Source organism: uncultured Maribacter sp., from assembly GCF_963977385.1.
Taxonomy (GTDB): Bacteria; Bacteroidota; Bacteroidia; order Flavobacteriales; family Flavobacteriaceae; genus Maribacter.
On sequence record NZ_CAXBOU010000013.1, the window covers coordinates 53,408 to 74,265 of the forward strand.

The following is a 20,858-nucleotide window of genomic DNA, read 5'->3' on the forward strand; positions in this document are numbered from 1 at the left end:
ATCAAGCTAGATTAATTATCAGATAATAGATCGTATTTACTCAATAATTAAACACTATCGAAACAACAAAAAATCGATTTTAAAACACCATAATATTCTAAATTCTGAGTAATTAAAATAAGTACGGGTACAACTGACGCAAGTCATATCCCAACCCCTACACAAGAAGTAACTTTCCCCTTTTTAACGATTGTCGATAATATCAAAATACATGCTATAAAAAAGCATCAAAAAAGGATTAAACTCGATTTAGGAAATTATAATTAAAAATATGTCTCAAAAATTAGAGGCGCCTGGCGCACCAGGCATAGATGCCAGATGGACTTCTAGCACCAAATCGGGAATTGGTAAGGCACTTAATTCCGCATCCGATGTTACTTTTACTCTAAGTCATGGTATTCTTAATGAAGCATACTATCCGCGAGAAGATATTGCCAGTATTCGCGATATGGGTTTTGTAGTTACCGATGGGCATGAATTCTTTTCGGAAGAGAAAAGAGATACGGAACACTTTATAGAAACACTTAAAGATGGCATTCCGGCGTATCGTATAGTAAATACAGATAAATTTGGAAAATTTCAGATTACAAAAGAGGTTATTGTCGACCCTTTTAGGAACACTATTCTACAACATATAGTTTTTGACCAAAAAGACCCTAACCTCCCGTTACGCCTTTTTGCATTACTTGCCCCGCATTTAAATAATGAAGGCGGTAACAACACAGGGTGGTTAGGCGAATACAAAGGTGTAGAAATGCTTTTCGCTAAGAACGGAAGCACTGCATTAGCAATGGCGTGTTCTTCAAAATGGTTGAAACGTTCGGTAGGGTATGTAGGTAAATCTGACGGTTGGCGGGACATACGCCAACACGGAAAATTAGAATGGGAATATGATCGTGCTGAAAAAGGGAATATAGCCCTTACCGGAGAAATTGATCTTTCAGAAAAAGATTTTGTTCTGGCAATAAGTTTTGGCATAACCCATTTAGAGGCTGCTAATCATGCAAGAGCAAGTATTCTAAATGGTTTTGATACCGCAAAAAGAAAATATATTCAAGAATGGCAAACGTGGCAAAACACCTTACCAAATATACATGCCGAAAATTTTAAGATGAGTGCTGCTATATTACGCATGCACGAGGCTAAAAACTTTCCTGGGGGTATTATAGCAAGCTTATCCATTCCTTGGGGTGGTACAAAAGGTGACGCTGACAAAAGCGGGTACCACGTTGTATGGCCTAGGGACTTGGTACAAACTGCGGGCGGATTCAATGCGCTGGAAACCAAAGCAGATGTATCTCGAATTGTAAATTATCTCATGTCAACCCAAAATGCAGATGGTAGCTGGCCACAGAATATGTGGCTTCAAGGGGAACCAAACTGGTACGGTCTGCAAATGGATCAAATTGCTTTACCAATTTTAGAAATTCTAAAAGGTTATTTACGTAATACCATGAGTAATAATAGAATGATAAGGTATTGGCCCTTAGCAAAAAAAGCTATCACGTTTCTATTGGTAAACGGGCCCTTTACAGATCAAGACCGTTGGGAAGAAGAAAGTGGATTTTCGCCTTTTACCATGGCAACAGAAATTGCGGCTCTCTTGGCCGGAGCCGAACTCGCAGAAATAAACGGTGATAAAGATTTTGCAATATATTGCCGCGATACTGCTGATAGTTGGAACGATACTATAGAATACCGTACATATGTTACCGGAACTCCCCTAGCCCAAAAACATGATGTAGATGGATATTATATTCGTATAAATCCATTTTCAGATATTCCCGCATCTGAATTAGGCAATAGAACTATAAATTTAAAAAATCATCATTCTGACCATGGAAAAACAAACATAAATGAACTAATTAGTGTAGACGCATTGGCATTGGTCAGATTTGGCCTAAGAGCTGCTGACGATCCTAAAATACTGAACACACTAAAAATCATAGATGCTGAATTAAAGGTTGCAACCTCAAATGGCGATTGCTGGTACCGCTACAATAATGATGGTTATGGGGAACAAGAAAATGGCGATCCTTATGATGGCACCGGCAAAGGTCGTGCATGGCCATTGTTAACAGGAGAAAGGGGTCATTATGAAATAGCGGCAGGTAATATAGAGTCAGCTAATAAACGCTTAAAAGCGATGGAGGTTTTTGCAAACCATGGTTTAATACCTGAACAAATATGGGATGAAGATGATATTCCAGAAAAAGGATTACGCAATGGTGAACATACAGGATCCGCAATGCCACTGACATGGGCACATGCAGAATACATTAAACTATGTATTTCAATAGAACATAAAAAGGTTTTTGATATGCCCATTGAAACCCACGAACGATATCTAAAGAATAAAAAAAAGTCAGATAATACGATATGGCGCTTTGATAATGGTTCAAGAACATTACCGAAAGGAAAATCATTACGAATTGAAACCTTAGCCGAATGCACCGTTCTTTGGACAGATGACGATTGGAAAACAACGTTTAAAACAGCGTCTAAGAATTTGAATTTTGGAGTATTTATCACTGACATTAAGCCAAAAGAAGAAGATGCTACTAAAATAGAGTTTACATTTTATTGGAAAGAAATAGACAAATGGGAAGGAAAAAATTATTCAGTCATCGTAGTTAATGAATAATGGTACGCTGTTTATTAATTGCTTCATCAACCAATATAGTCTCTGAATTTAACTTTAGAAAAGCTGGTAATATAACGTAATAATCACCTCTGTTGCCTGTTTTTAAGTATTAATAAACAGTAAGAAAAGTACAGAAATATAATTTTTATCAGGAGTGATGCCGATACATCTTCACCATTAAATTATAAAGTTCTGGGTGTTTTTTATGAAATGTCTCTGGGTTACTGAAGAAGTATTCGCTGGCTACACTCAGAAATTCTCCTTCGTTAGTTGCGCCGTAAGGATTAATGTCAGATTTACTTTCTCTAATATCATCAATTTCCTTGTGCATCAATTTTAACCAAGGGGCAACATATTGTTTTTGCATAAGACTTTCAGGAATACCATCAACAGCACCATCGGCCTTATCTATCAAGTGAACGAATTCATGAATACCAACGTTGCTGGTTGAATTTTCATTTTCAAATCCTGCATGTAGGGCTGGAAGAGACAAAATCATTAAGCGGTTCATGTTACCAGAACCTACTTTTCCTAAAATATTACGTCCATCCCCTTCAGTCTGGTTTTCATCATTAAAACTTCCTTCGTATAACAATACCTCATTAATATTTCGGTAGCGTAATTCAGGAAATCCAAACAGGGGTATTACTGCACTTGCTCCTACTAACAAGTGATCGGTATCATCAATTTCAATTTCTACTCCTGTAATAGTTACATCGTCAAAAAAGTATAGAATTTCTTGTTCAAAACGTAACTTATCAGTCGGAGATAAATCTGCATAAAACGATACTTCTTTATTAAGAATATTTCGCCATTCTGGATTAAAGTCCTTCAGATTAATGGTTTTCTTATAGAACCAAATCCGCCAAACAATAAGTAGGACAAAAAGCAAAAGTGGAAAAAAAATATAGAAATTATTGGACATAGTCAAAGTTAAGAAGTTTAAAAAAGCATTGACAAAGAATTTGACTTCTGTTTATTATATACACCAAACATTGTATAAGTTATGGTAATTCTTACATTGTTAAACGAGCAATTACTAACTCTAGCGCTAAACCTTGTACGATAATAGAAAAAGTCACCACTAGGTAATTAACAGGAACAATATAATCTTATGAAACTTTTGCAAAATGTAATAAAGTTAGAAAAACAACCACTACTACTCCATCATTAAAAAGACTTTCACCAACTATGGTATAGTCTGTAATTTTATAAACCGAGAATTGAGGTATGCAAAAATGGGCACCATTATCATGAGAATACTAATAATTAAAAATAAATCCATCTGTCAAATTACATTATACACACCTCATCGATTTTGTCTTTCAATCTTATTAAAATAAAAACAGACAGTCATAGATGTCACCCATATCTATCACTGCCTGTTACATCAAAAACCAACCAATTAAAAAATACCATCCGCCTAATAAACCAATGGTATTATTCTAACGTTAAGCTCTCTTGTGATGATTTAAAATTTTACCTTTTGCACTTGTATGAACATGAATCTTTTTACCATGATTCTCTAACACCACTCTATATCGCTTTTTAGCTTTGTCATTTCCTATTTGTACCATATCATAAGAATCTTTTTCGAATTTCCAATTGGGATATTCTTTGGCTATAGACTTACTTACAGAATAAGGTAGCGGTACATTTTTAAAATGCTCTGTAATTTTAATAAGTTCACCATTTCTATCATAAGTGGCTGTCAATTCTTTCCCTTTTTCTTTCATGACTATTTGAAAGGTATCGTAATCGGCATTAGAATCTATATTTGGGTTTATGTAAACATCTCCCTCTACATATTCTACGGGTATTGCATTATATTCAATAATCGAATAATTAGGAAAATCTTCTTCCAATGCTGTTACTACTAACTCAGGTACTTCTTTAACCTGTAATTTGGCTCTAAAGAGCATGTCTTGTGCATTTGATTGGAACGCCAATCCGATAAGTACTGCACTTAAAATTGCTGTTTTCATGTTTAAATTATAAATTATAATATTCAGTAAAAAAAATTAATTCGATTGCTTAAGACATCACGGTTTCTTCAGAATGTACATTCACTTCTGAGGCAGATGAATCTGACATAATTTTCTTTGCACGCGCCAACTCTTCTTCGGTACCATGTGCAATAACCAAAAAATTATCAGCCTTTATAGCGGTCTCATATTGTAGAACACTGTTTTTTGGTATTCCAATACCAAAAAGTGCACCACCTAGTGCAGACAATCCACCTACAACAACAGCACCTTCAAGACCACCAATTAATGATGCTACAATTGGGCCTGCTAACATTACCGGTCCGACACCAGGTATTAGAAAAAAGCCTGAGCCAAAAACAAGTCCCCAAATACCTCCCCAGAAAGCACCTGCCGACCCCCAGTTTTTCATTCTGTCACCAGTGTTATAAAAACCGATAACTTTGTCTTCTTCGTGATAATCTTTACCAACGATTGAAAGTTTTTTCATGTCGAAGCCTGACTCTTGTAGTTCTTTGACCACTTTTTCGGCTTTCTGATGCGAATCGCATATAGCGACTGTTACTCCATTTTTCATATGATTCTTATTTAATTATTAATTAAACTTCAAATGCTTATCATCTTTTGATAGGTTAAAATTATCTTGATCAAAAGGTCAAAAGACTGACCTAGATCAGTTACCCCAGTTTTAATCTTTTTTTAACGAGACAGCTATTTATTTTTAAGATTGATAAGAGCCTAAAAAACAAGATTTTATTTAGAAATTTTTGGTCCACACTTTCTAATGGGTGATCTCTCCCTTATTCAAAATTCGTTTAAGTAATATGGAATATATTGGTGCATTACCTAGCATTGTTGTACAGACGGAAGCCGTAACCGCAGTGAAAATCAATGGCAATATCAACTCATAATTTGCCGTCATTTCTACCGATAGAGCCAAACCCGTAAGTGGAGCCCTTATGGTTGAGGCAAAGATGCCCGCCATACCTGCAACACCAAAAATAGCTGGATCAGGTACAAGGTCTGGGAAAAAATGTTGCGCTACACCACCAAAGAGCATCCCTAAAATTACCCCTAAGGTTATTAAAGGAGTAAAAATACCTCCTGGTACTCCTGAGCCGTAACTAAGAACAGAAAGAATAAAACGGACAATAAATAACGCTAGAAGAAATTTCAACGTAAAAGAACTATTATAAACGTGTGAAATGGTACTGTAACCTGCTCCAATCATATCTTCTGAATACAACCCTACCGCAGTAATGATAAAAGCCAAACACAGCGCAATGGTGACATAGCTTACCTTCAGTTTTTTAAATAAATCTAAAGATCCAATCAATAATTTATTAAACATAATTCCGACAACGCTAAGTACGATTCCCAACAATACAAACAACCATATACCCGATAAATCTTCGAAAGTGAATATTGTTGTTTTAAGTATAGGTCCACTCCCAACCAACAATCGTACTACCATATCCGCAGAACCGGCGCCGATCATAAGCGCTGCTAACGAATAAAAATTAAACTTAAAATGGCCGTTCATCTCTTCAATAACAAAAATGATACCTGCAAAAGGAGCGTTAAAAGCACTTGCCAACCCAGATGCCGCTCCAGCACTGATTAATGGATTATCCTCTTCTGCAGGTTGGTTGAAAATATCTTCAGCCATCTTGCCCACGTTGGCACCAATCTGAACGGTTGGCCCTTCACGACCTAATAATAACCCACTACATAATGAGAATATTGAAGCAATAAATTTAACAGGTATAACCTTTCGCCACCTAACAGGCCTTAAGCCATCTAGAGCACCTTCAATTTCTTGTATTCCACTACCTGCGGTTTCAGGTGCGTATTTTTTCACCAGAAAAATTGAAAACCAAATACCTACAAAAGTAAAAAGTATAGGCCAAGCCCAATCTTGTAATTCTTGATCAATAAAACCTATATGAAAAGTTGTTCTAAGCGTGGCTAAACGAATAAGAATTAGCCTAAAAAGAGAACTTAAAAAACCTGTAACCACCCCAACAAAAAGTGCATTTGTCAAAAGCCTATAATTACCAACATCTAGATTTACTAGCCTATTGATGAGGCTTGTAATTTTTTTATTATTCATTGGTTATACTTAAAGTGTTTCCTATTTCATTATGGTATTACAAAATTAAAGAGTGCACCCTGCATCAAGAATGACACAAGTCAGTTGTTAAAAACATTAATCATTTATTTATTTTGATATGACGTAAGTCATTCCATCTATGTCATAAGTCCTTTAGATTTGTAGTTGCTAACTGCTACAAATTCAAAAAATAGAATTGAAATTCAAGACTCCAAAAAAGATAAAGCAATCGCTGACCGAAATCGGAGAACTCTCTTATTTTGCAGGTCGCTTTTTTAAAGAGGCGTTACGGCCACCTTTTGAATTCAACGAATTCTTACGGCAATGCTATCAGATTGGTTATAGATCACTAACCTTGGTTTTGGTTACTGGTTTCATTATTGGGTTGGTTTTAGATTTACAATCACGGCCGACAATGGTTCAATTTGGTGCTGTTTCTTGGATGCCCAATATGGTGGGTATTTCCATAGTACGGGAGTTAGGTCCTGTTATAACGGCTTTGGTTTGTGCAGGACGTATCTCTTCAGGAATAGGTGCAGAATTGGGATCGATGCGGGTTACCGAACAGATTGATGCTATGGAGGTGTCTGGTACCAACCCCTTTAAATATTTAGTGGTTACTAGGGTTATGGCAGCTATATTAATGCTTCCGTTACTCGTGATTGTAAGCGATGCTGTAGCTCTTTTTGGTTCGGCTTTAATTGAAAACATAAAGGGAAACGTTTCCTTTCAACTTTATTTCAATACAATTTTTGACGCCCTTTCTTATACAGATTTAATACCTGCTATTATTAAAACCTTCTTCTTTGGTTTTGCCATTGGCTTAGTGGGTTGTTTTAAAGGGTATTACAGTAAAAAAGGAACAGCAGGTGTCGGTATAGCAGCAAATACGGCAGTAGTAATGACCTCTCTACTTTTATTCCTCATAGACTTTGTGGCGGTTTTTATATCTAACATTTTTTTTGATGTATGATGAAAAATGAAAAAAACATACAGGTAATGGAACAGACCACTGACCAAAAGGAAGTCATTATAGAAATCAAAGATCTCTATAAAACGTTTGGCGACAATAAAGTGCTCAACGGATTTCATATGAAGTTGTACAAGGGTGAAAATCTTGTAGTTATGGGTAAGTCCGGCTCAGGAAAATCCGTCATGATAAAATGTCTAGTAGGTTTAATTCAACCGGATAGTGGTTATATTTCTGTTTTGGGAAAAGAAATAAAAAACTTAGATAGGGAAACTTTGGACGAACTAAGATCTGATATCGGGTTTTTATTTCAAGGGAGTGCTCTTTATGATTCAATGACTGTACGGGAAAATTTAGAATTCCCAATGCGGCGTCACAGAGAAAAATTTGGTAAATTAAAGGATACTACCCCACTTGTAACCGATGCTCTGGAAAGTGTTGGTCTCGCACATACAATTGATCTCATGCCCGAAGAATTATCTGGTGGAATGCAACGTAGAATTGCTTTGGCCCGTACACTCATTCTAAAACCTAAAATCATTCTCTATGATGAACCTACCACCGGTTTAGACCCAATTACATCAAAGGAAATTATTGAGTTGATGCGGAATATACAAGTAAAATATGGTACATCTTCATTAATTATTACACATGATATGGATTGTGCACGAGTCATTTCTGATCGGATGATTTTATTGGTAGATGGTATAAATTATGCCGAGGGTAAATACTCAGATTTGATACAATCAAACGACCCAAAAGTAGAGGCCTTTTTTAAAAAATAGATTATGGAAAAATCAGCATCGGAAAAATTCAGATTAGGGGTATTTGTTCTCATAGGATCGGTATTGTTAATATTTGTCATTTATATGATTGGGAACAAACAGAACATGTTCGGTAACACCTTTACCATCAACGTTACTTTTAACAACATACGTGGTCTCCAAAAAGGTAACAATGTTCGTTATTCAGGTATTAGTATTGGTACGGTAAAAGATATTGAAATGATCAATGACACCACCATTCAAGTAGGTATGCTCATTGAAAATAAAATGCAGAAACATATTAAAAATAATTCTGTTGCCAATATAGGATCAGATGGTTTGGTAGGGAGTATGATTATTAATATTGCTCCTGGTATAGGCGAAGCCCCCTATGTTAAACCTGGTGATGAAATTAAATCTTTCAGCAACATAGCTACATCAGATATGATGAATACGTTAAACGTAACCAACGAAAATGCTGCAGTATTAACAGAGCAACTTTTAATTATTACACGTTCTATAAATGATGGTAAAGGTACATTGGGCCGCTTGCTAAATGATACGATTATGGGCCATAATTTAAGTCAAACGTTGATTAATCTGGAATACACTACTAATGACGCTCAAGAAACCATGCGAAAACTAAATGAACTGGTTTCACATTTTAACTCCAAAGAAAGTGTAGCAGGAGCTTTATTAGGTGATTCACTCTCCGGAACCAAAATTCGAAACGTACTCACACATCTTGAAAACTCCTCAATAGAAATTGAAAAAACAGCTAAAAACCTCAACGCTGTTGTTGGCCGTATTAACAATGGTGATGGAGCCATTAACTATCTATCTACAGATACCACTTTGGTTAATCAGCTTCAAAATTCAATGAAAAATGTAGATGAAGGCGTACTAAAATTTAACGAAAACATGGAAGCATTAAAACATAATTTCTTGACCCGTGGATATTTTAGAAAGCAAGAAAAGCAGAAAGAAAAAGACCAAAAAGAGTAACGAATATTAAGAACATTCCGCTTTAAATACTTGTATTCCTGATTTGTATCATGTCCTGCTTTTGAATACTACAATACCTTCATACCCGTAAAACAATAGTGACAAGAAAAAAGCTCCTCCTCATTTATTACATGGAGTATTCTCCTCAGATTCTATTTTTATAAACTGATTATTTATTGCTCAAACAAAAGGTTTTTAAGGTATGTCAGTAAAAGAGAATATTCTTTAAAGTTAAAGGAATAAAGTAATGCTATAAATTCAATAAAATGAATTCAAAAATAACATCTATATCGGCTCTCGAGATATTAGACTCTCGAGGAAACCCTACTCTAAAGGCATATGTAACCTTAGGAGATGGAACCAAAACTTCCGCATCTGTACCTTCAGGCGCATCAACCGGTCTAAACGAGGCGTTAGAGCTGCGTGATGACGAAAAACGTTATAATGGTAAAGGCGTACAAAAAGCCGTAGAAAACGTTAATAAAAAGATAGCTGAAACCCTTATAGGAAAACATGCGATTGACCAAAAAGATATTGATTACACCATGATTGAGTTAGATGGTACAGATAATAAATCTAGGCTTGGAGCCAATGCTATTTTAGGTGTTTCTATGGCAGTCGCTAAAGCCGCGGCCGTATCATCTAATCTTCCGTTATATCGGTATTTAGGAGGACCAAACACCTTACGTATTCCCGTGCCTTGCATGAACATTCTTAACGGTGGTGAACATGCAGATAATAGTGTAGATTTTCAGGAATTTATGCTCGTACCGCACGGAGCTCCAAATTTTAAGGAAGGGCTTCGCTACGTTGCAGAAACTTTTCATGTACTCAAAAAAATATTGAAAGATAAAGGACTTGCAACAAGTGTTGGTGATGAAGGTGGATTCGCACCCAATTGCGCAAGCAATGAAATTGCTATAGAATATATTATCCAAGCTATTGAACAAACAGGATACCAACCTGGTATAGATTTATCCGTTGCCATTGATAGTGCGGCCAATTCTTTTTCTCCGAATTTGGATAACAAGTACGACCTTACCAAGTCCGGTGCTGGTAAAATGACAACTGATGATCTTATAAACCTGTCTGGCGAATGGTTAAAAAAATATCCTATCATCTCATGGGAAGACCCACTTTCTGAAGGTGATTGGGACGGATTTTCAAAATTCACTAAAAAATTTGGAGATAAAATAGAAGTAGTCGGTGATGATATTTTTGTTACCAATAGAAAATATATTAGTAGAGGAATTAGCGAGAAAACTGCTAATTCAGCGCTTATTAAATTAAATCAGATTGGATCGGTTACAGAAACTATAGAAGCGGTGCGAATGTGTCGTGAAGCAGGTTGGCGGTATTTTCTCTCTCACCGCTCAGGAGAAACTGAAGATTCTTTTTTAGCAGATTTTTCTGTGGCTATGGATGGTGGACATTTAAAAGCAGGTTCAGCATGTAGAGGTGAACGCGTTGCCAAATACAACCGTTTGTTAGAGATAGAACACGAGCTTAAAGGGCGTTCAGAATATCGCTGGAAATAAATAATTGTCTTATCTTAACCAAGAAGTTTTTCTTAGGAAGAATTTTGTGTTTTTAATAGTTTAGAACATGCATTTTTATAATAAATTAGAATTATGACGGACATATCCATTAGTGAAAGTACCAATGTTCTTAGAAACAATTACACTGGACACTTGGCCTATATTGCAGGCGGAAAACCTTATGTAATACCTATAACCTACTTTTTTGATGAAGAGGACAATAGCATCATTAGCTATACCGCAGAAGGACACAAAATAGATGCTATGCGAAAAAACACGTCAGTTTCAGTTGTTGTGGAACAAATACAATCTATGGTGAATTGGGAATCTGCTCTCATCCATGGTACTTTTGAGGAGCTTGATGGCAGTACTGCCAAGCAAAAATTACATCAATTTTCAGAAGGTATAAAAGCGATTATAAAACGGAAAGAACATAAAAACCCTGAGTTTATTAATGAGTTTTCAAGTAAATCATATACTAGAGGGAATCCTATTGTTTATAAAATTAATATTCTTGAGATTACCGGTAAGCGCCGTGAGACATAAAAAAAATATCAACAATCAAATTGAGAACTAATTCTTGATGCTGATAAATATCTAAAACTGTTTTAAAATTTGTTACGGTACTAAACGTCGTGACTCATTTTAAAACAGTTTTTAGTTTATAATATACCCACTCCTAATATTTTACTTTCTTTAAAGCCGTAAAATACGAGACCATATCAAAAAGTTCTTCATCTATTGAACTTTGTCTCAAACGGCGATATGTATACCCAATATCACCAAGTAATTCTTCTCTGCACATTACATGCCTTTCCTCTGATTTTAATTTTCACAACGAATGATTCCGCACAAATCTTATAGCGCGTAACAAAGAGATATTCAAAAAAGATATAAAAGTGAAAAAGTGATAGGTTGTTATTGTACTGTAGGTATAGCAAATCTTCGATATTCTAATTTTTTTCAAACAATATTCTAATATATGATTTGAATCATGAATTCCAATATAACAACAATCTAGTTTTGTATAAAATTAAGGCTGTTTTCTAAAAAAGCGGTATGTATCAAAAAGTCAATATAAAATGAAACATCACTACATAATTTTATTAGTTATAATGCTCTTACCAATAAGTTCGGCCTATTCTCAAACTTTAGATTTAGACTACTGTCAAGAAAGAGCTCGATCTCTTAGTCCTATTAAAAAACAAGAATTATTATATAAATCCGAAGCAAGTTTAAATATCAAAAGTTTGAATAGTTTAAACCTTCCGCAATCGCGTTTAAACGGCGAATATAATTACTTGTCGGATGTAATGGATATTGGAATAGATATTCCTGGTTTAAATATCGCAGAAATTCCTAAAAATCAATACACCTTAACACTAGATGTATCTCAAAAAATTTATGATGGAGGTTATGTGAAAAACGCCAAAAAAATGCAGGAAGCACAAATGGCCGCCAACGTAAAGGGAATGGAGGTTGATTTGTTTGAGATAAAGGGAATGATAAATACACTTTATTTCAATGCCATAGTATATCAAGAGAATGAAAAATTATTGGGAACTGTTGTTGATGAATTGCAAAAACAACTTGAAAAAATAATGTCTCAAGTAGAAAATGGTGCTATGCTTAAGAGTCACGCCGATATTCTTAATCAGCAAATTTTACGTATTCAACAACAAATTTTAGAAGTACAATTAGGTCGTAAAGCAGTGATTAATATGCTAAGTGATTGGATTGGAGAAACTATACCTCCAAATACTGAATTTACTTTACCCTTAATAGCTGAACAAGATTTTATCAAGGATATAAATAGACCAGAACAGGAATATTTTGATTTGATGGAAGATAATCTTGAATCTCAAAAAAAAGTATTAAACGCTCAAGTTTTACCTAATCTATCTGGCATAGCCCAGTTGGGTATTGGGAGCCCTAATCCTTTAAATTATTTTGAAGTAGATGCCACAGAATATTATGTTGTTGGGGCACGATTGAAATGGAATTTTTGGGATTGGAAACAAACATCCCGCAAAAAGAAAGTGCTAGAAATCAACAAAGACATTCTTTCTAGTAAAAAAGAAGACTTTGAAAAGAAAATCAATATAGCATCTATCCGTGACAAATCTAATATTGAAACGTACAAACAACTTATTGAAAAGGACCAAAAGATATTAGAACTACAAGAAGATATCGTTAAAAAAAGTTATTCCCAGTTTCAAAACGGGGTAATTACTTCTACAGAATACATTATAGAGGTTAATAAAAGAACGGAGGCTCAATTGAATCTTCAAATACATGGTATTCAAAAAATACAGTCAGAAATTAATTACCTGACCACTAAAGGAAATTTATAACAACTAAATCTATACAAATGAAATATTACATAAGTGTTGTCATTCTATGCTTTGGCCTAATAGGCTGCTCCGGTGAAAAATTATCGGACGCATATGGCAATTTTGAAGCTGATGAAGTAATTGTTGGCTCAGAAGGTCAAGGCAAAATACTTTCTTTTAATGTAAAGGAAGGAGAGCAAATACTGGCGGGTACTATTGTAGGGTATATAGATACCATGCAACTATCCCTTAAAAAAAAACAGCTCATTGCCAGTATCAATTCTGTCTCAGCCCAAACCTTAGATGTTCAAAGTCAATTGAATATTTATAGAGAACAGAAAAACAACATTCTACGTGAAAAACGAAGAGTAGAACATATGTTAAAGGATGAGGCAGCTACCCAAAAAGAGTTGGATAATATAACTGGAAATATAGAGGTGGTGGACCGCGAGATAGAAGCAGCCCGCAATAAGTTAGAAACCAGTAATAGAGGAATCTTGAGCCAAATAGAGCCTATAGAAAGACAAATAGATTTGATTAATGATCAAATAAACAAAAGTCTAATAATGAACCCTGTTTCTGGGACAGTCCTTACAAAGTATTCGGAAGAAATGGAGTTGGCCGGTTATGGAACTCCCCTATATAAAATTGCAGGACTTGACGAAATTACACTCAAAGTTTATGTGAGTGGTGACCAACTTTCTCACATAAAAATAGGGCAAGAAGTAGAAGTGTTGATTGATGACACAAAAAAGAAAAACCGAGCTTTAAAGGGTACTATAAAATGGGTTGCTTCTGAGGCAGAGTTTACCCCAAAAATTGTTCAGACAAAAGATGAAAGGGTTGATATGGTATATGCAGTTAAGGTACTTGTACAAAACGATGGCTTCTTGAAAATAGGTATGCCAGGAGAAATAAATTTCATGAATACTTCTGAATAGAAATGATTGATCTAGAGTAGATAAATCTAATAAAAACACTAAGACATGATGACTTCAATTTCAGCAGAAAATATTGTAATGAATTATGGTAAGGTCAAAGCATTAGACGCTGTTTCTTTAAAAGTTGAAAAAGGTGAATTGTTTGGACTTATAGGTCCTGACGGTGCTGGAAAAACCAGTCTTATCAAGATTCTAGGCACGCTACTATTGGCAAATAGTGGTACTGCTGAAATAGAAGGGATGGATGTTGTAAAACAGTACCAAAATATACGCCGACAAATTGGGTATATGCCTGGTAAATTTTCGCTGTATCAAGATTTAACGGTTGAAGAGAATCTTAATTTTTATGCTTCCATTTTTGGAACAACATTAGAAGAGAACTACGACCTCATTAAAGATATATATAAGCAGATCGAGCCTTTTAAAAAACGAAGAGCTGGTAAACTCTCTGGCGGCATGAAACAAAAATTAGCACTTTCATGTGCTTTGATTCACAAGCCTAAAGTATTGTTTTTAGATGAGCCTACAAGAGGTGTAGACCCCGTTTCTAGACAAGACCTTTGGGATATGCTTCAAAGTCTAAAGAAAGATAATATCACCATTTTGGTTTCTACAGCATATATGGAAGAGGCGCTTCTCTGCGATCGTATATCACTAATGGATCATGGTAAAATATTGGCTACAAATAGTCCTGACGGACTCATCTCAGATTTTAAGAAGCCTTTGTATGCCATACGTTCTGGAAATTCCTTTAAAATAATTAAAAAGCTAAAGGCTTATGAGCATGCAAATTCTGTTTATCCTTTTGGTGATTGGGTACATTATACAGACCAACGTGATACAATTGATCCATCAGAAATAAAATCTTATTTAGAAAATAATGATACAGTCAATGTAGAAATAAAGCAGATAAAAGCAAGCGTTGAAGATTGCTATATGTCACTTACCTCTAAAAATAAAACCTATGAGCAAGTCTGAAACAGCATATAGTATTATTGTTGAAAATCTGACTAAGAAATTCGATGATTTTGTAGCAGTCGATAAAATTACATTCAATGTAAAAAAAGGTGAAATATTCGGTTTTTTAGGAGCTAATGGTGCTGGTAAAACTACTGCTATGCGTATGCTTATTGGAGTTTTGGAACCTACCAGTGGTAAAGGTCAAGTAGCAGGCTACGATATATTTAAAAATTCTAGAAAGCTTAAAAACCACATCGGCTACATGAGTCAAAAATTCTCTTTATATGATGATTTGACAGCAAAAGAAAATATGCGTTTTTTTGGTGGAATCTACGGTCTTACAAATAAAGAAATTAGAAATCGCACCAAAGAATTACTAACCCATTTTGGAATGGAACACATTGAAAAAGAGCGGGTAAGCTCTCTGCCATTGGGTTGGAAACAAAAATTGGCATTCTGTACTGCTTTGATGCATAAGCCCGATGTAATCTTCTTAGATGAACCAACTAGTGGGGTTGACCCAGCTATAAGAAGACAGTTTTGGGAAATGATCTATGAAACTGCAGAAGGTGGTGTAACCGTTTTAGTAACTACCCATAATATGGATGAGGCCGAATATTGCAATAGAATTTCAATGATGGTCGCCGGAAAAATGATAAAAGTAGATACGCCCCAAAACTTAAAAGATGAATATAAACTTGAAACAATGGGAGAGGTATTTCTCCATTTGGCAAGAGGTTATGAAAAAGAACATGCAATCACTGCAAGCTGATCTGGCTTAAGTCATTGAAGTTATAAAAAAGTAAAATGAAAAATTTCAAGATATTCAAAGGACTTGTTCGTAAGGAGTTTCTCCATATTTTAAGAGATTGGCGTTCCTTAACGATGCTATTGGGCATACCCATAATCTTGGTGCTACTATTTGGTTCTGTTATGACAATGGAAATCAAAGATGCAAATATTGCAATTGTAGATCATGCCAAGGACCACGATTCTAAAGAATTGATCAATTTAATAAGCACTTCTGAATTTTTCAAATTGGCAAAATATCTAGATACTTCTGAAGAAATTGATGAAGAATTTAAAAAAGGCAGTATACGTATGGCCTTTGTTTTTGATAAAGACTTTGGTTATAAACTACACCATGAAGGTCATGCACAAATACAATTGATAGCTGATGGATCTAAGATTTTGACCTCCCCTAGCCTTATCTCATACGGTAAAATCATTATCAATAAACATATTGCAAGCAAAAATCCGCCGAGCGGAGCTGGTTATTATATTATACCTACAGTACGTATGATGTACAATAAGAATCTTAATGGTAGATATATGACCGTACCTGGTATTATGTCTACCGTTATTTTACTGGTTGGCGCATTAATGACCTCGTTATCAATTACTAAAGAAAAGGAATTAGGAACATTAGAATTACTATTAAGTACACCTATAAATAGGTTTCTAATCATGTTCGCTAAAATAATCCCCTATCTAATAACCTCTTTCATTAGCGCCTTATCTATTATTTGGGCAGCAAAATATGTGTTTGAAGTACCCATTTCAGGGAGTATAGGTCTTTTGTTACTCAATACTGTTCTCTACATTCTTACAGCTCTTGCCTTGGGTTTGTTGATATCAACTTTCGCAAATTCACAGCTAACTGCTATGATGATTACCATGACCTTATTAATGTTACCCACAGAAGTATTATCAGGAATGACATTCCCCACAGACAGTCTACCTGTGGTTTTACAATGGTTAGGGAAATTATTGCCCGCAACTTGGTTTAACATTATAAGCAAAGGCATCTTACTTCAAGGTGCTAAAGCAGATAGTCTTTTGTTTGAAACTTCGATACTGGTAATAATGGTAATGGTGTTTTATTTCTGGAGTGTAATACGGTTTAAACCAAGACTCCAATAATAACTAATATTTAAAATACAGACAGATGCGTATCATAAGATTCATCATAGTTAAAGAATTTATCCAGATTTTCAGGAATCCTCTGTTGGTACTAATTATTTTGTCTCAACCGTTTATACAGGTTCTTTTATTAGGTACAGCTGGTGGAGACATTAATTATGCGAGTGTTTATGTAGTTGATGAAGATTTATCATCTACCTCTAGAGAAATCATTTCTAAAATGGAGGGTTCAGATTTCTTTGATATAAGAGGAGCTGCTCTAACCATGGATGAAGCTTTTAAAGTTATGGAGTACAAAAACATTAATCTAATTGTACATTTTCCTCCAAATTTTGAGAAAAAACTAATCAAAGAACATAGCAGTAAAGTTCAGTTAGTTACTAATGCCATTGACGCTATTACTGCCAGTCTTACCTATGCTTATTCAAGTGAAATCATAGGTACGGTAAATAAAGATGTAGCAATAAAATGGGGTACAAAAAGCCTAACAAATAAAGCAGCAACAGTTAGTATTCCATATTCTTACTGGTATAACAGAGCACTTATTAGTCAGTACATCATGGTGCCTGCAATGTGCGTAGCCATGGTAGTTATGATTACAATATTATTGTCAGCAATGAATATTGTAAAGGAAAAAGAAATTGGCACGATGGAACAATTGAATGTGACCCCAATGAGAAAGACTCATTTTATTATGGGAAAAATTATTCCTGTTTGGATCATCAATATTGTGCTACTAGGCATCGGTTTAATATTAAGTCGACTTGTATTTCATGTACCTGTAGTAGGAAGCTTATGGCTTGTTTTCTTTTTATCGGGTGTTGTAATGTTCTTACTTTTGGCAGTAGGCGTATTAATTTCTGTTGTTTCCAATACCCAGCAACAAGCTATGTTCTTCACCTTTTTCATCATCATGATATTTGTGATTTTTGGAGATTTTATAACTCCCATTGACAATATGCCTTCATGGGGTAAGGCAATGGCCGAATTAAATCCACAAGCCTATTATTCCCGAATGATTCACTTGGTAATCACTAAAGGTAGTGGCATAAAGGATATCTTACCTGACCTGTTAAAAGTATCTGGATTAACCTTTGCTACTTTAGCAGTTTCACTCTGGATTTTTAATAAGAAGAATTAAAATACGTTTTTAAAATAGAAAGTATGAATAAAAAATAAAGGCTATCGTGAGTTACGATAGCCTTTATTTTTTGATTTTATAAAACGAGATTAATATATATCTTTCTTTAAAGCAGTAAAACCAGAGACCACATCAAAAAGTTCTTCATCTATGGAGCTCTGTCTTAATCTGTGATAAGTATGCCCTATCTCATCTAACAATTCTTCAATATTTTTCTCTGCACGTTGCATAGCATTTAACCTACTTAAATTTTCACTAGCTAATGATTCTGTACACGTTTTATAGAGTGTAACAAAGAGATACTCTCTTATTAAACTACGTATAAGCTTAGTGCTATCACCTATAACTTCGGGTTGTTTTTGGGTAGGCCATTTTAATTTTGCTTTTTCTTTGCGCCATCTTACATCTAGGGGAAACAATCTTAATTTTTCTTGTTCGTATGTGCCTTCGTCCACTAAATGATTATGAAAAAGGTAGTACTCATCTATAGATCCGTTTTCTTGGTTTTCCTCTACTTGAACTAAAATTGATCCAATAAGCGCTGTAATGGCATTAATAGAATTTGGAAGATCAAATTCTTTGGTCACTGTCATCCCCATATCCGCTAACAATAAAGGTACCCGGACACCAACTGTCCAGATTTCTAATTTACCATCATGAGTTGCTAAAGAATCTTGCACATATTGCGAAAGGGAATCATTAAACTGCCCAACAAAACCTTGATCTGATCCAAAAACAATAGCGCAAATAGATTTTTCTCCTTTTTTGGTGTTGCCGTTCTTTTTAGTATCCGAGGTATCTAACCCAAAATCTTTTAAATAGGCAACTAGTCCTAAAGATACATTAGTCCAATAATCATCCAACGATTCCATGGCTCTTTCATATTGTCCAATATTAGCAGCAGCCATAGCCTTCATGGTACGCACTATGGAGTCTAGATCTTTGGCTCCGTTAATTTGTCTTGTTAAGCTTTCTAGCGAATCCATAGCTATTATTTTTGGTTGTTACCCTGCCTTTTGAAATTCCTTTAGTGCAGCTTTTGTAGCTGCCAACATACTTTCTCTGCCTGCATCATCTAACCCTTTATCAGAATACAGACTTTTTTGAATAGCTTGTGGTAACGTGGCAATACTTCTTATGACCGCCTTTTCTGCTTCGCGCATATTTTCTATTGAAATAGTATCAAAAAGACCTTGGGTCAACGTTAGAAGTACCCCTATCTGTTCTGCTACGGATAACGGTTGTAGTTCATTCTGTTTAAGAATCTCGCGAATACGTTTACCGTGTTCAATAACATTTTTTGTTTCTTCATCTAAATGAGAGCCAAAACGTGCAAAGGTTTCCAATTCTTCAAATTGTGAAAACCCAAGTTTTAAATCGCCCGTAATAATTCTGTACGCTGGTAATTGTGCCTTTCCCCCAACCCGAGAAACCGATTTACCCACCTCAACCGCAGGTAAAATTCCAAGTTCAAATTGTTTGGGAGACAGATAAATCTGTCCATCGGTAATAGATATTAAATTGGTAGGAATATAAGCTGAAATGTTCTGTGCCTCCGTTTCAATTATGGGAAGAGCGGTTAATGACCCGCCCCCAAGTTCTTCACTCAAATGAGTAGAGCGTTCCAGTAATCTACTATGTATATAAAAAATATCTCCGGGAAATGCCTCACGCCCTGGTGGTCTTTTCAATAAAAGGGAAAGCTCACGATATGCCCTGGCATGGTTTGTTAAATCATCATATACGATGAGTACGTCTTTGCCCATTTCCATGAAATACTCCGCTATACTGGTTGCCGCGTATGGAGCAATGTATTGCAAACCTGGTGAATTATTTCCTTCTGTTACCATAACAATGGTATATGCCATTGCCCCGTTTTCTTTTAAATCTGCAACTACCTTAGCTAGCGCAGAAGCACGTTGCCCAATAGCACAGTAAATACAGATAACATCTTTATCTTTTTGATTTACGATAGTATCTAACGCAATAGCAGTTTTACCAGTTTGACGATCGCCTAAAATTAGTTCTCGTTGTCCACGACCTATTGGAATAAGTGCATCTATAACCTTAATGCCTGTTTGCAAAGGAATGCTAACCCCAGAACGATCCATAATAGGTGTTGCACTCCTTTCTATGGGATATCTTTTCTCATAAGAAATAGCTCCTTTTTCATCCATAGGTTGACCCAATGGACCAATGACCCTTCCAAGAAGCGCTTTACCCACGGGAACATCCATTACGCGATTGGTGCGTTCTACGAGGTCACCCGCATTTAAATCTGAATCTTCACCTAAAAGAATAACACCAATTTCCTCTTCTTCAATACTGAAAGCGATGCCATACAAATTACCAGGAAATTTTAATAACTCCTCATACCCTACATTGGGCAAACCTGATACTTTGACCACACCAGATGAAACACTGGTAACACGACCCACTTCTTTTGGCGCCAGTTTAAACTCATGATTCGTTCTATTTTTGGCAAGCTCATCAAATGTATCGTTCAATAAACTTTTGTAGTCTGTTGCGCCCATTTCATTT

Annotated in this window: 18 protein-coding genes; 12 read left to right on the top strand and 6 right to left on the bottom strand. The window is 35.4% G+C overall.

Annotated features, from left to right (window positions below):
- Positions 1–271 precede the first annotated feature (271 nt).
- The gene (locus AAC084_RS13890; protein WP_339840811.1) at positions 272–2,644 is read left to right on the top strand and encodes a glycoside hydrolase family 15 protein; all 2,373 of its coding nucleotides are present in this window, start codon (positions 272–274) and stop codon (positions 2,642–2,644) included.
- Between the two features lie 148 nt (positions 2,645–2,792).
- Here AAC084_RS13890 and AAC084_RS13895 read toward each other — a convergent pair whose 3' ends face one another.
- The 4 genes from AAC084_RS13895 to clcA form a co-directional block, all read right to left on the bottom strand.
- On the bottom strand, positions 2,793–3,569 hold the full coding sequence (locus AAC084_RS13895) for a M90 family metallopeptidase (protein ID WP_339840812.1): 777 nt from the start codon (positions 3,567–3,569) through the stop codon (positions 2,793–2,795).
- Positions 3,570–4,095: 526 nt separating this feature from the next.
- Complete coding sequence (locus tag AAC084_RS13900; protein WP_339840813.1) at positions 4,096–4,629, bottom strand: hypothetical protein; 534 nt, start codon at positions 4,627–4,629, stop codon at positions 4,096–4,098.
- A gap of 49 nt (positions 4,630–4,678) precedes the next feature.
- The gene (locus AAC084_RS13905; RefSeq protein WP_339840814.1) at positions 4,679–5,206 is read right to left on the bottom strand and encodes a general stress protein; all 528 of its coding nucleotides are present in this window, start codon (positions 5,204–5,206) and stop codon (positions 4,679–4,681) included.
- Positions 5,207–5,410: 204 nt separating this feature from the next.
- On the bottom strand, positions 5,411–6,742 hold the full coding sequence (gene clcA / locus AAC084_RS13910; RefSeq protein WP_339840816.1) for a H(+)/Cl(-) exchange transporter ClcA: 1,332 nt from the start codon (positions 6,740–6,742) through the stop codon (positions 5,411–5,413).
- A 196-nt stretch (positions 6,743–6,938) separates the two neighbouring features.
- Between clcA and AAC084_RS13915 the strand changes: the two genes are divergently transcribed.
- From AAC084_RS13915 to AAC084_RS13965, 11 genes are all read left to right on the top strand, one after another.
- A complete protein-coding gene (locus AAC084_RS13915) occupies positions 6,939–7,715 on the top strand; it encodes an ABC transporter permease (RefSeq protein ID WP_339840817.1) in 777 nt (258 codons plus the stop codon).
- A 26-nt stretch (positions 7,716–7,741) separates the two neighbouring features.
- On the top strand, positions 7,742–8,497 hold the full coding sequence (locus AAC084_RS13920; protein WP_339840818.1) for an ATP-binding cassette domain-containing protein: 756 nt from the start codon (positions 7,742–7,744) through the stop codon (positions 8,495–8,497).
- A gap of 3 nt (positions 8,498–8,500) precedes the next feature.
- Positions 8,501–9,481, top strand: coding sequence for an MlaD family protein (locus tag AAC084_RS13925; protein ID WP_339840819.1), 981 nt, complete (start codon positions 8,501–8,503; stop codon positions 9,479–9,481).
- Between the two features lie 266 nt (positions 9,482–9,747).
- The gene (eno, locus tag AAC084_RS13930) at positions 9,748–11,019 is read left to right on the top strand and encodes a phosphopyruvate hydratase (protein WP_339840820.1); all 1,272 of its coding nucleotides are present in this window, start codon (positions 9,748–9,750) and stop codon (positions 11,017–11,019) included.
- Between the two features lie 93 nt (positions 11,020–11,112).
- The gene (locus AAC084_RS13935; protein ID WP_339840821.1) at positions 11,113–11,565 is read left to right on the top strand and encodes a pyridoxamine 5'-phosphate oxidase family protein; all 453 of its coding nucleotides are present in this window, start codon (positions 11,113–11,115) and stop codon (positions 11,563–11,565) included.
- Between the two features lie 536 nt (positions 11,566–12,101).
- Positions 12,102–13,373 carry a TolC family protein gene (locus AAC084_RS13940; RefSeq protein ID WP_339840822.1) on the top strand — a complete coding sequence of 424 codons (1,272 nt, stop codon included), beginning with the start codon at positions 12,102–12,104 and terminating at the stop codon, positions 13,371–13,373.
- 17 nt (positions 13,374–13,390) lie between these two features.
- Entirely contained in the window at positions 13,391–14,293 is a 903-nt protein-coding gene (locus tag AAC084_RS13945) for an HlyD family efflux transporter periplasmic adaptor subunit (RefSeq protein ID WP_339840823.1), read from the top strand.
- A gap of 45 nt (positions 14,294–14,338) precedes the next feature.
- Complete coding sequence (locus AAC084_RS13950; protein WP_339840824.1) at positions 14,339–15,271, top strand: ABC transporter ATP-binding protein; 933 nt, start codon at positions 14,339–14,341, stop codon at positions 15,269–15,271.
- The gene (locus AAC084_RS13955; RefSeq protein WP_339840826.1) at positions 15,258–16,025 is read left to right on the top strand and encodes an ABC transporter ATP-binding protein; all 768 of its coding nucleotides are present in this window, start codon (positions 15,258–15,260) and stop codon (positions 16,023–16,025) included. The genes AAC084_RS13950 and AAC084_RS13955 overlap by 14 nt, the downstream gene beginning before the upstream one ends.
- Positions 16,026–16,060: 35 nt before the next feature.
- Positions 16,061–17,176: an ABC transporter permease gene (locus tag AAC084_RS13960; protein ID WP_339840827.1), complete on the top strand. Its 1,116-nt coding sequence runs from the start codon at positions 16,061–16,063 to the stop codon at positions 17,174–17,176.
- A gap of 25 nt (positions 17,177–17,201) precedes the next feature.
- On the top strand, positions 17,202–18,317 hold the full coding sequence (locus tag AAC084_RS13965; protein ID WP_339840828.1) for an ABC transporter permease: 1,116 nt from the start codon (positions 17,202–17,204) through the stop codon (positions 18,315–18,317).
- An 89-nt stretch (positions 18,318–18,406) separates the two neighbouring features.
- Here AAC084_RS13965 and AAC084_RS13970 read toward each other — a convergent pair whose 3' ends face one another.
- Positions 18,407–19,303, bottom strand: coding sequence for a F0F1 ATP synthase subunit gamma (locus tag AAC084_RS13970; protein ID WP_339840829.1), 897 nt, complete (start codon positions 19,301–19,303; stop codon positions 18,407–18,409).
- Positions 19,304–19,321: 18 nt separating this feature from the next.
- On the bottom strand, positions 19,322–20,851 hold the full coding sequence (locus tag AAC084_RS13975) for an alternate F1F0 ATPase, F1 subunit alpha (protein WP_339840830.1): 1,530 nt from the start codon (positions 20,849–20,851) through the stop codon (positions 19,322–19,324).
- Positions 20,852–20,858 lie beyond the last annotated feature (7 nt).

Excerpts from the sequence above, each read along its gene's own strand:
- AAC084_RS13890 (WP_339840811.1), top strand. The coding sequence starts at position 272 with ATGTCTCAAAAATTAGAGGCGCCTGGCGCACCAGGCATAGATGCCAGA.
- AAC084_RS13895 (WP_339840812.1), bottom strand. The coding sequence starts at position 3,569 with ATGTCCAATAATTTCTATATTTTTTTTCCACTTTTGCTTTTTGTCCTA.
- AAC084_RS13900 (WP_339840813.1), bottom strand. The coding sequence starts at position 4,629 with ATGAAAACAGCAATTTTAAGTGCAGTACTTATCGGATTGGCGTTCCAA.
- AAC084_RS13905 (WP_339840814.1), bottom strand. The coding sequence starts at position 5,206 with ATGAAAAATGGAGTAACAGTCGCTATATGCGATTCGCATCAGAAAGCC.
- clcA (WP_339840816.1), bottom strand. The coding sequence starts at position 6,742 with ATGAATAATAAAAAAATTACAAGCCTCATCAATAGGCTAGTAAATCTA.
- AAC084_RS13920 (WP_339840818.1), top strand. The coding sequence starts at position 7,742 with ATGGAACAGACCACTGACCAAAAGGAAGTCATTATAGAAATCAAAGAT.
- AAC084_RS13925 (WP_339840819.1), top strand. The coding sequence starts at position 8,501 with ATGGAAAAATCAGCATCGGAAAAATTCAGATTAGGGGTATTTGTTCTC.
- eno (WP_339840820.1), top strand. The coding sequence starts at position 9,748 with ATGAATTCAAAAATAACATCTATATCGGCTCTCGAGATATTAGACTCT.
- AAC084_RS13935 (WP_339840821.1), top strand. The coding sequence starts at position 11,113 with ATGACGGACATATCCATTAGTGAAAGTACCAATGTTCTTAGAAACAAT.
- AAC084_RS13940 (WP_339840822.1), top strand. The coding sequence starts at position 12,102 with ATGAAACATCACTACATAATTTTATTAGTTATAATGCTCTTACCAATA.
- AAC084_RS13945 (WP_339840823.1), top strand. The coding sequence starts at position 13,391 with ATGAAATATTACATAAGTGTTGTCATTCTATGCTTTGGCCTAATAGGC.
- AAC084_RS13950 (WP_339840824.1), top strand. The coding sequence starts at position 14,339 with ATGATGACTTCAATTTCAGCAGAAAATATTGTAATGAATTATGGTAAG.
- AAC084_RS13955 (WP_339840826.1), top strand. The coding sequence starts at position 15,258 with ATGAGCAAGTCTGAAACAGCATATAGTATTATTGTTGAAAATCTGACT.
- AAC084_RS13960 (WP_339840827.1), top strand. The coding sequence starts at position 16,061 with ATGAAAAATTTCAAGATATTCAAAGGACTTGTTCGTAAGGAGTTTCTC.
- AAC084_RS13965 (WP_339840828.1), top strand. The coding sequence starts at position 17,202 with ATGCGTATCATAAGATTCATCATAGTTAAAGAATTTATCCAGATTTTC.
- AAC084_RS13970 (WP_339840829.1), bottom strand. The coding sequence starts at position 19,303 with ATGGATTCGCTAGAAAGCTTAACAAGACAAATTAACGGAGCCAAAGAT.
- AAC084_RS13975 (WP_339840830.1), bottom strand. The coding sequence starts at position 20,851 with ATGGGCGCAACAGACTACAAAAGTTTATTGAACGATACATTTGATGAG.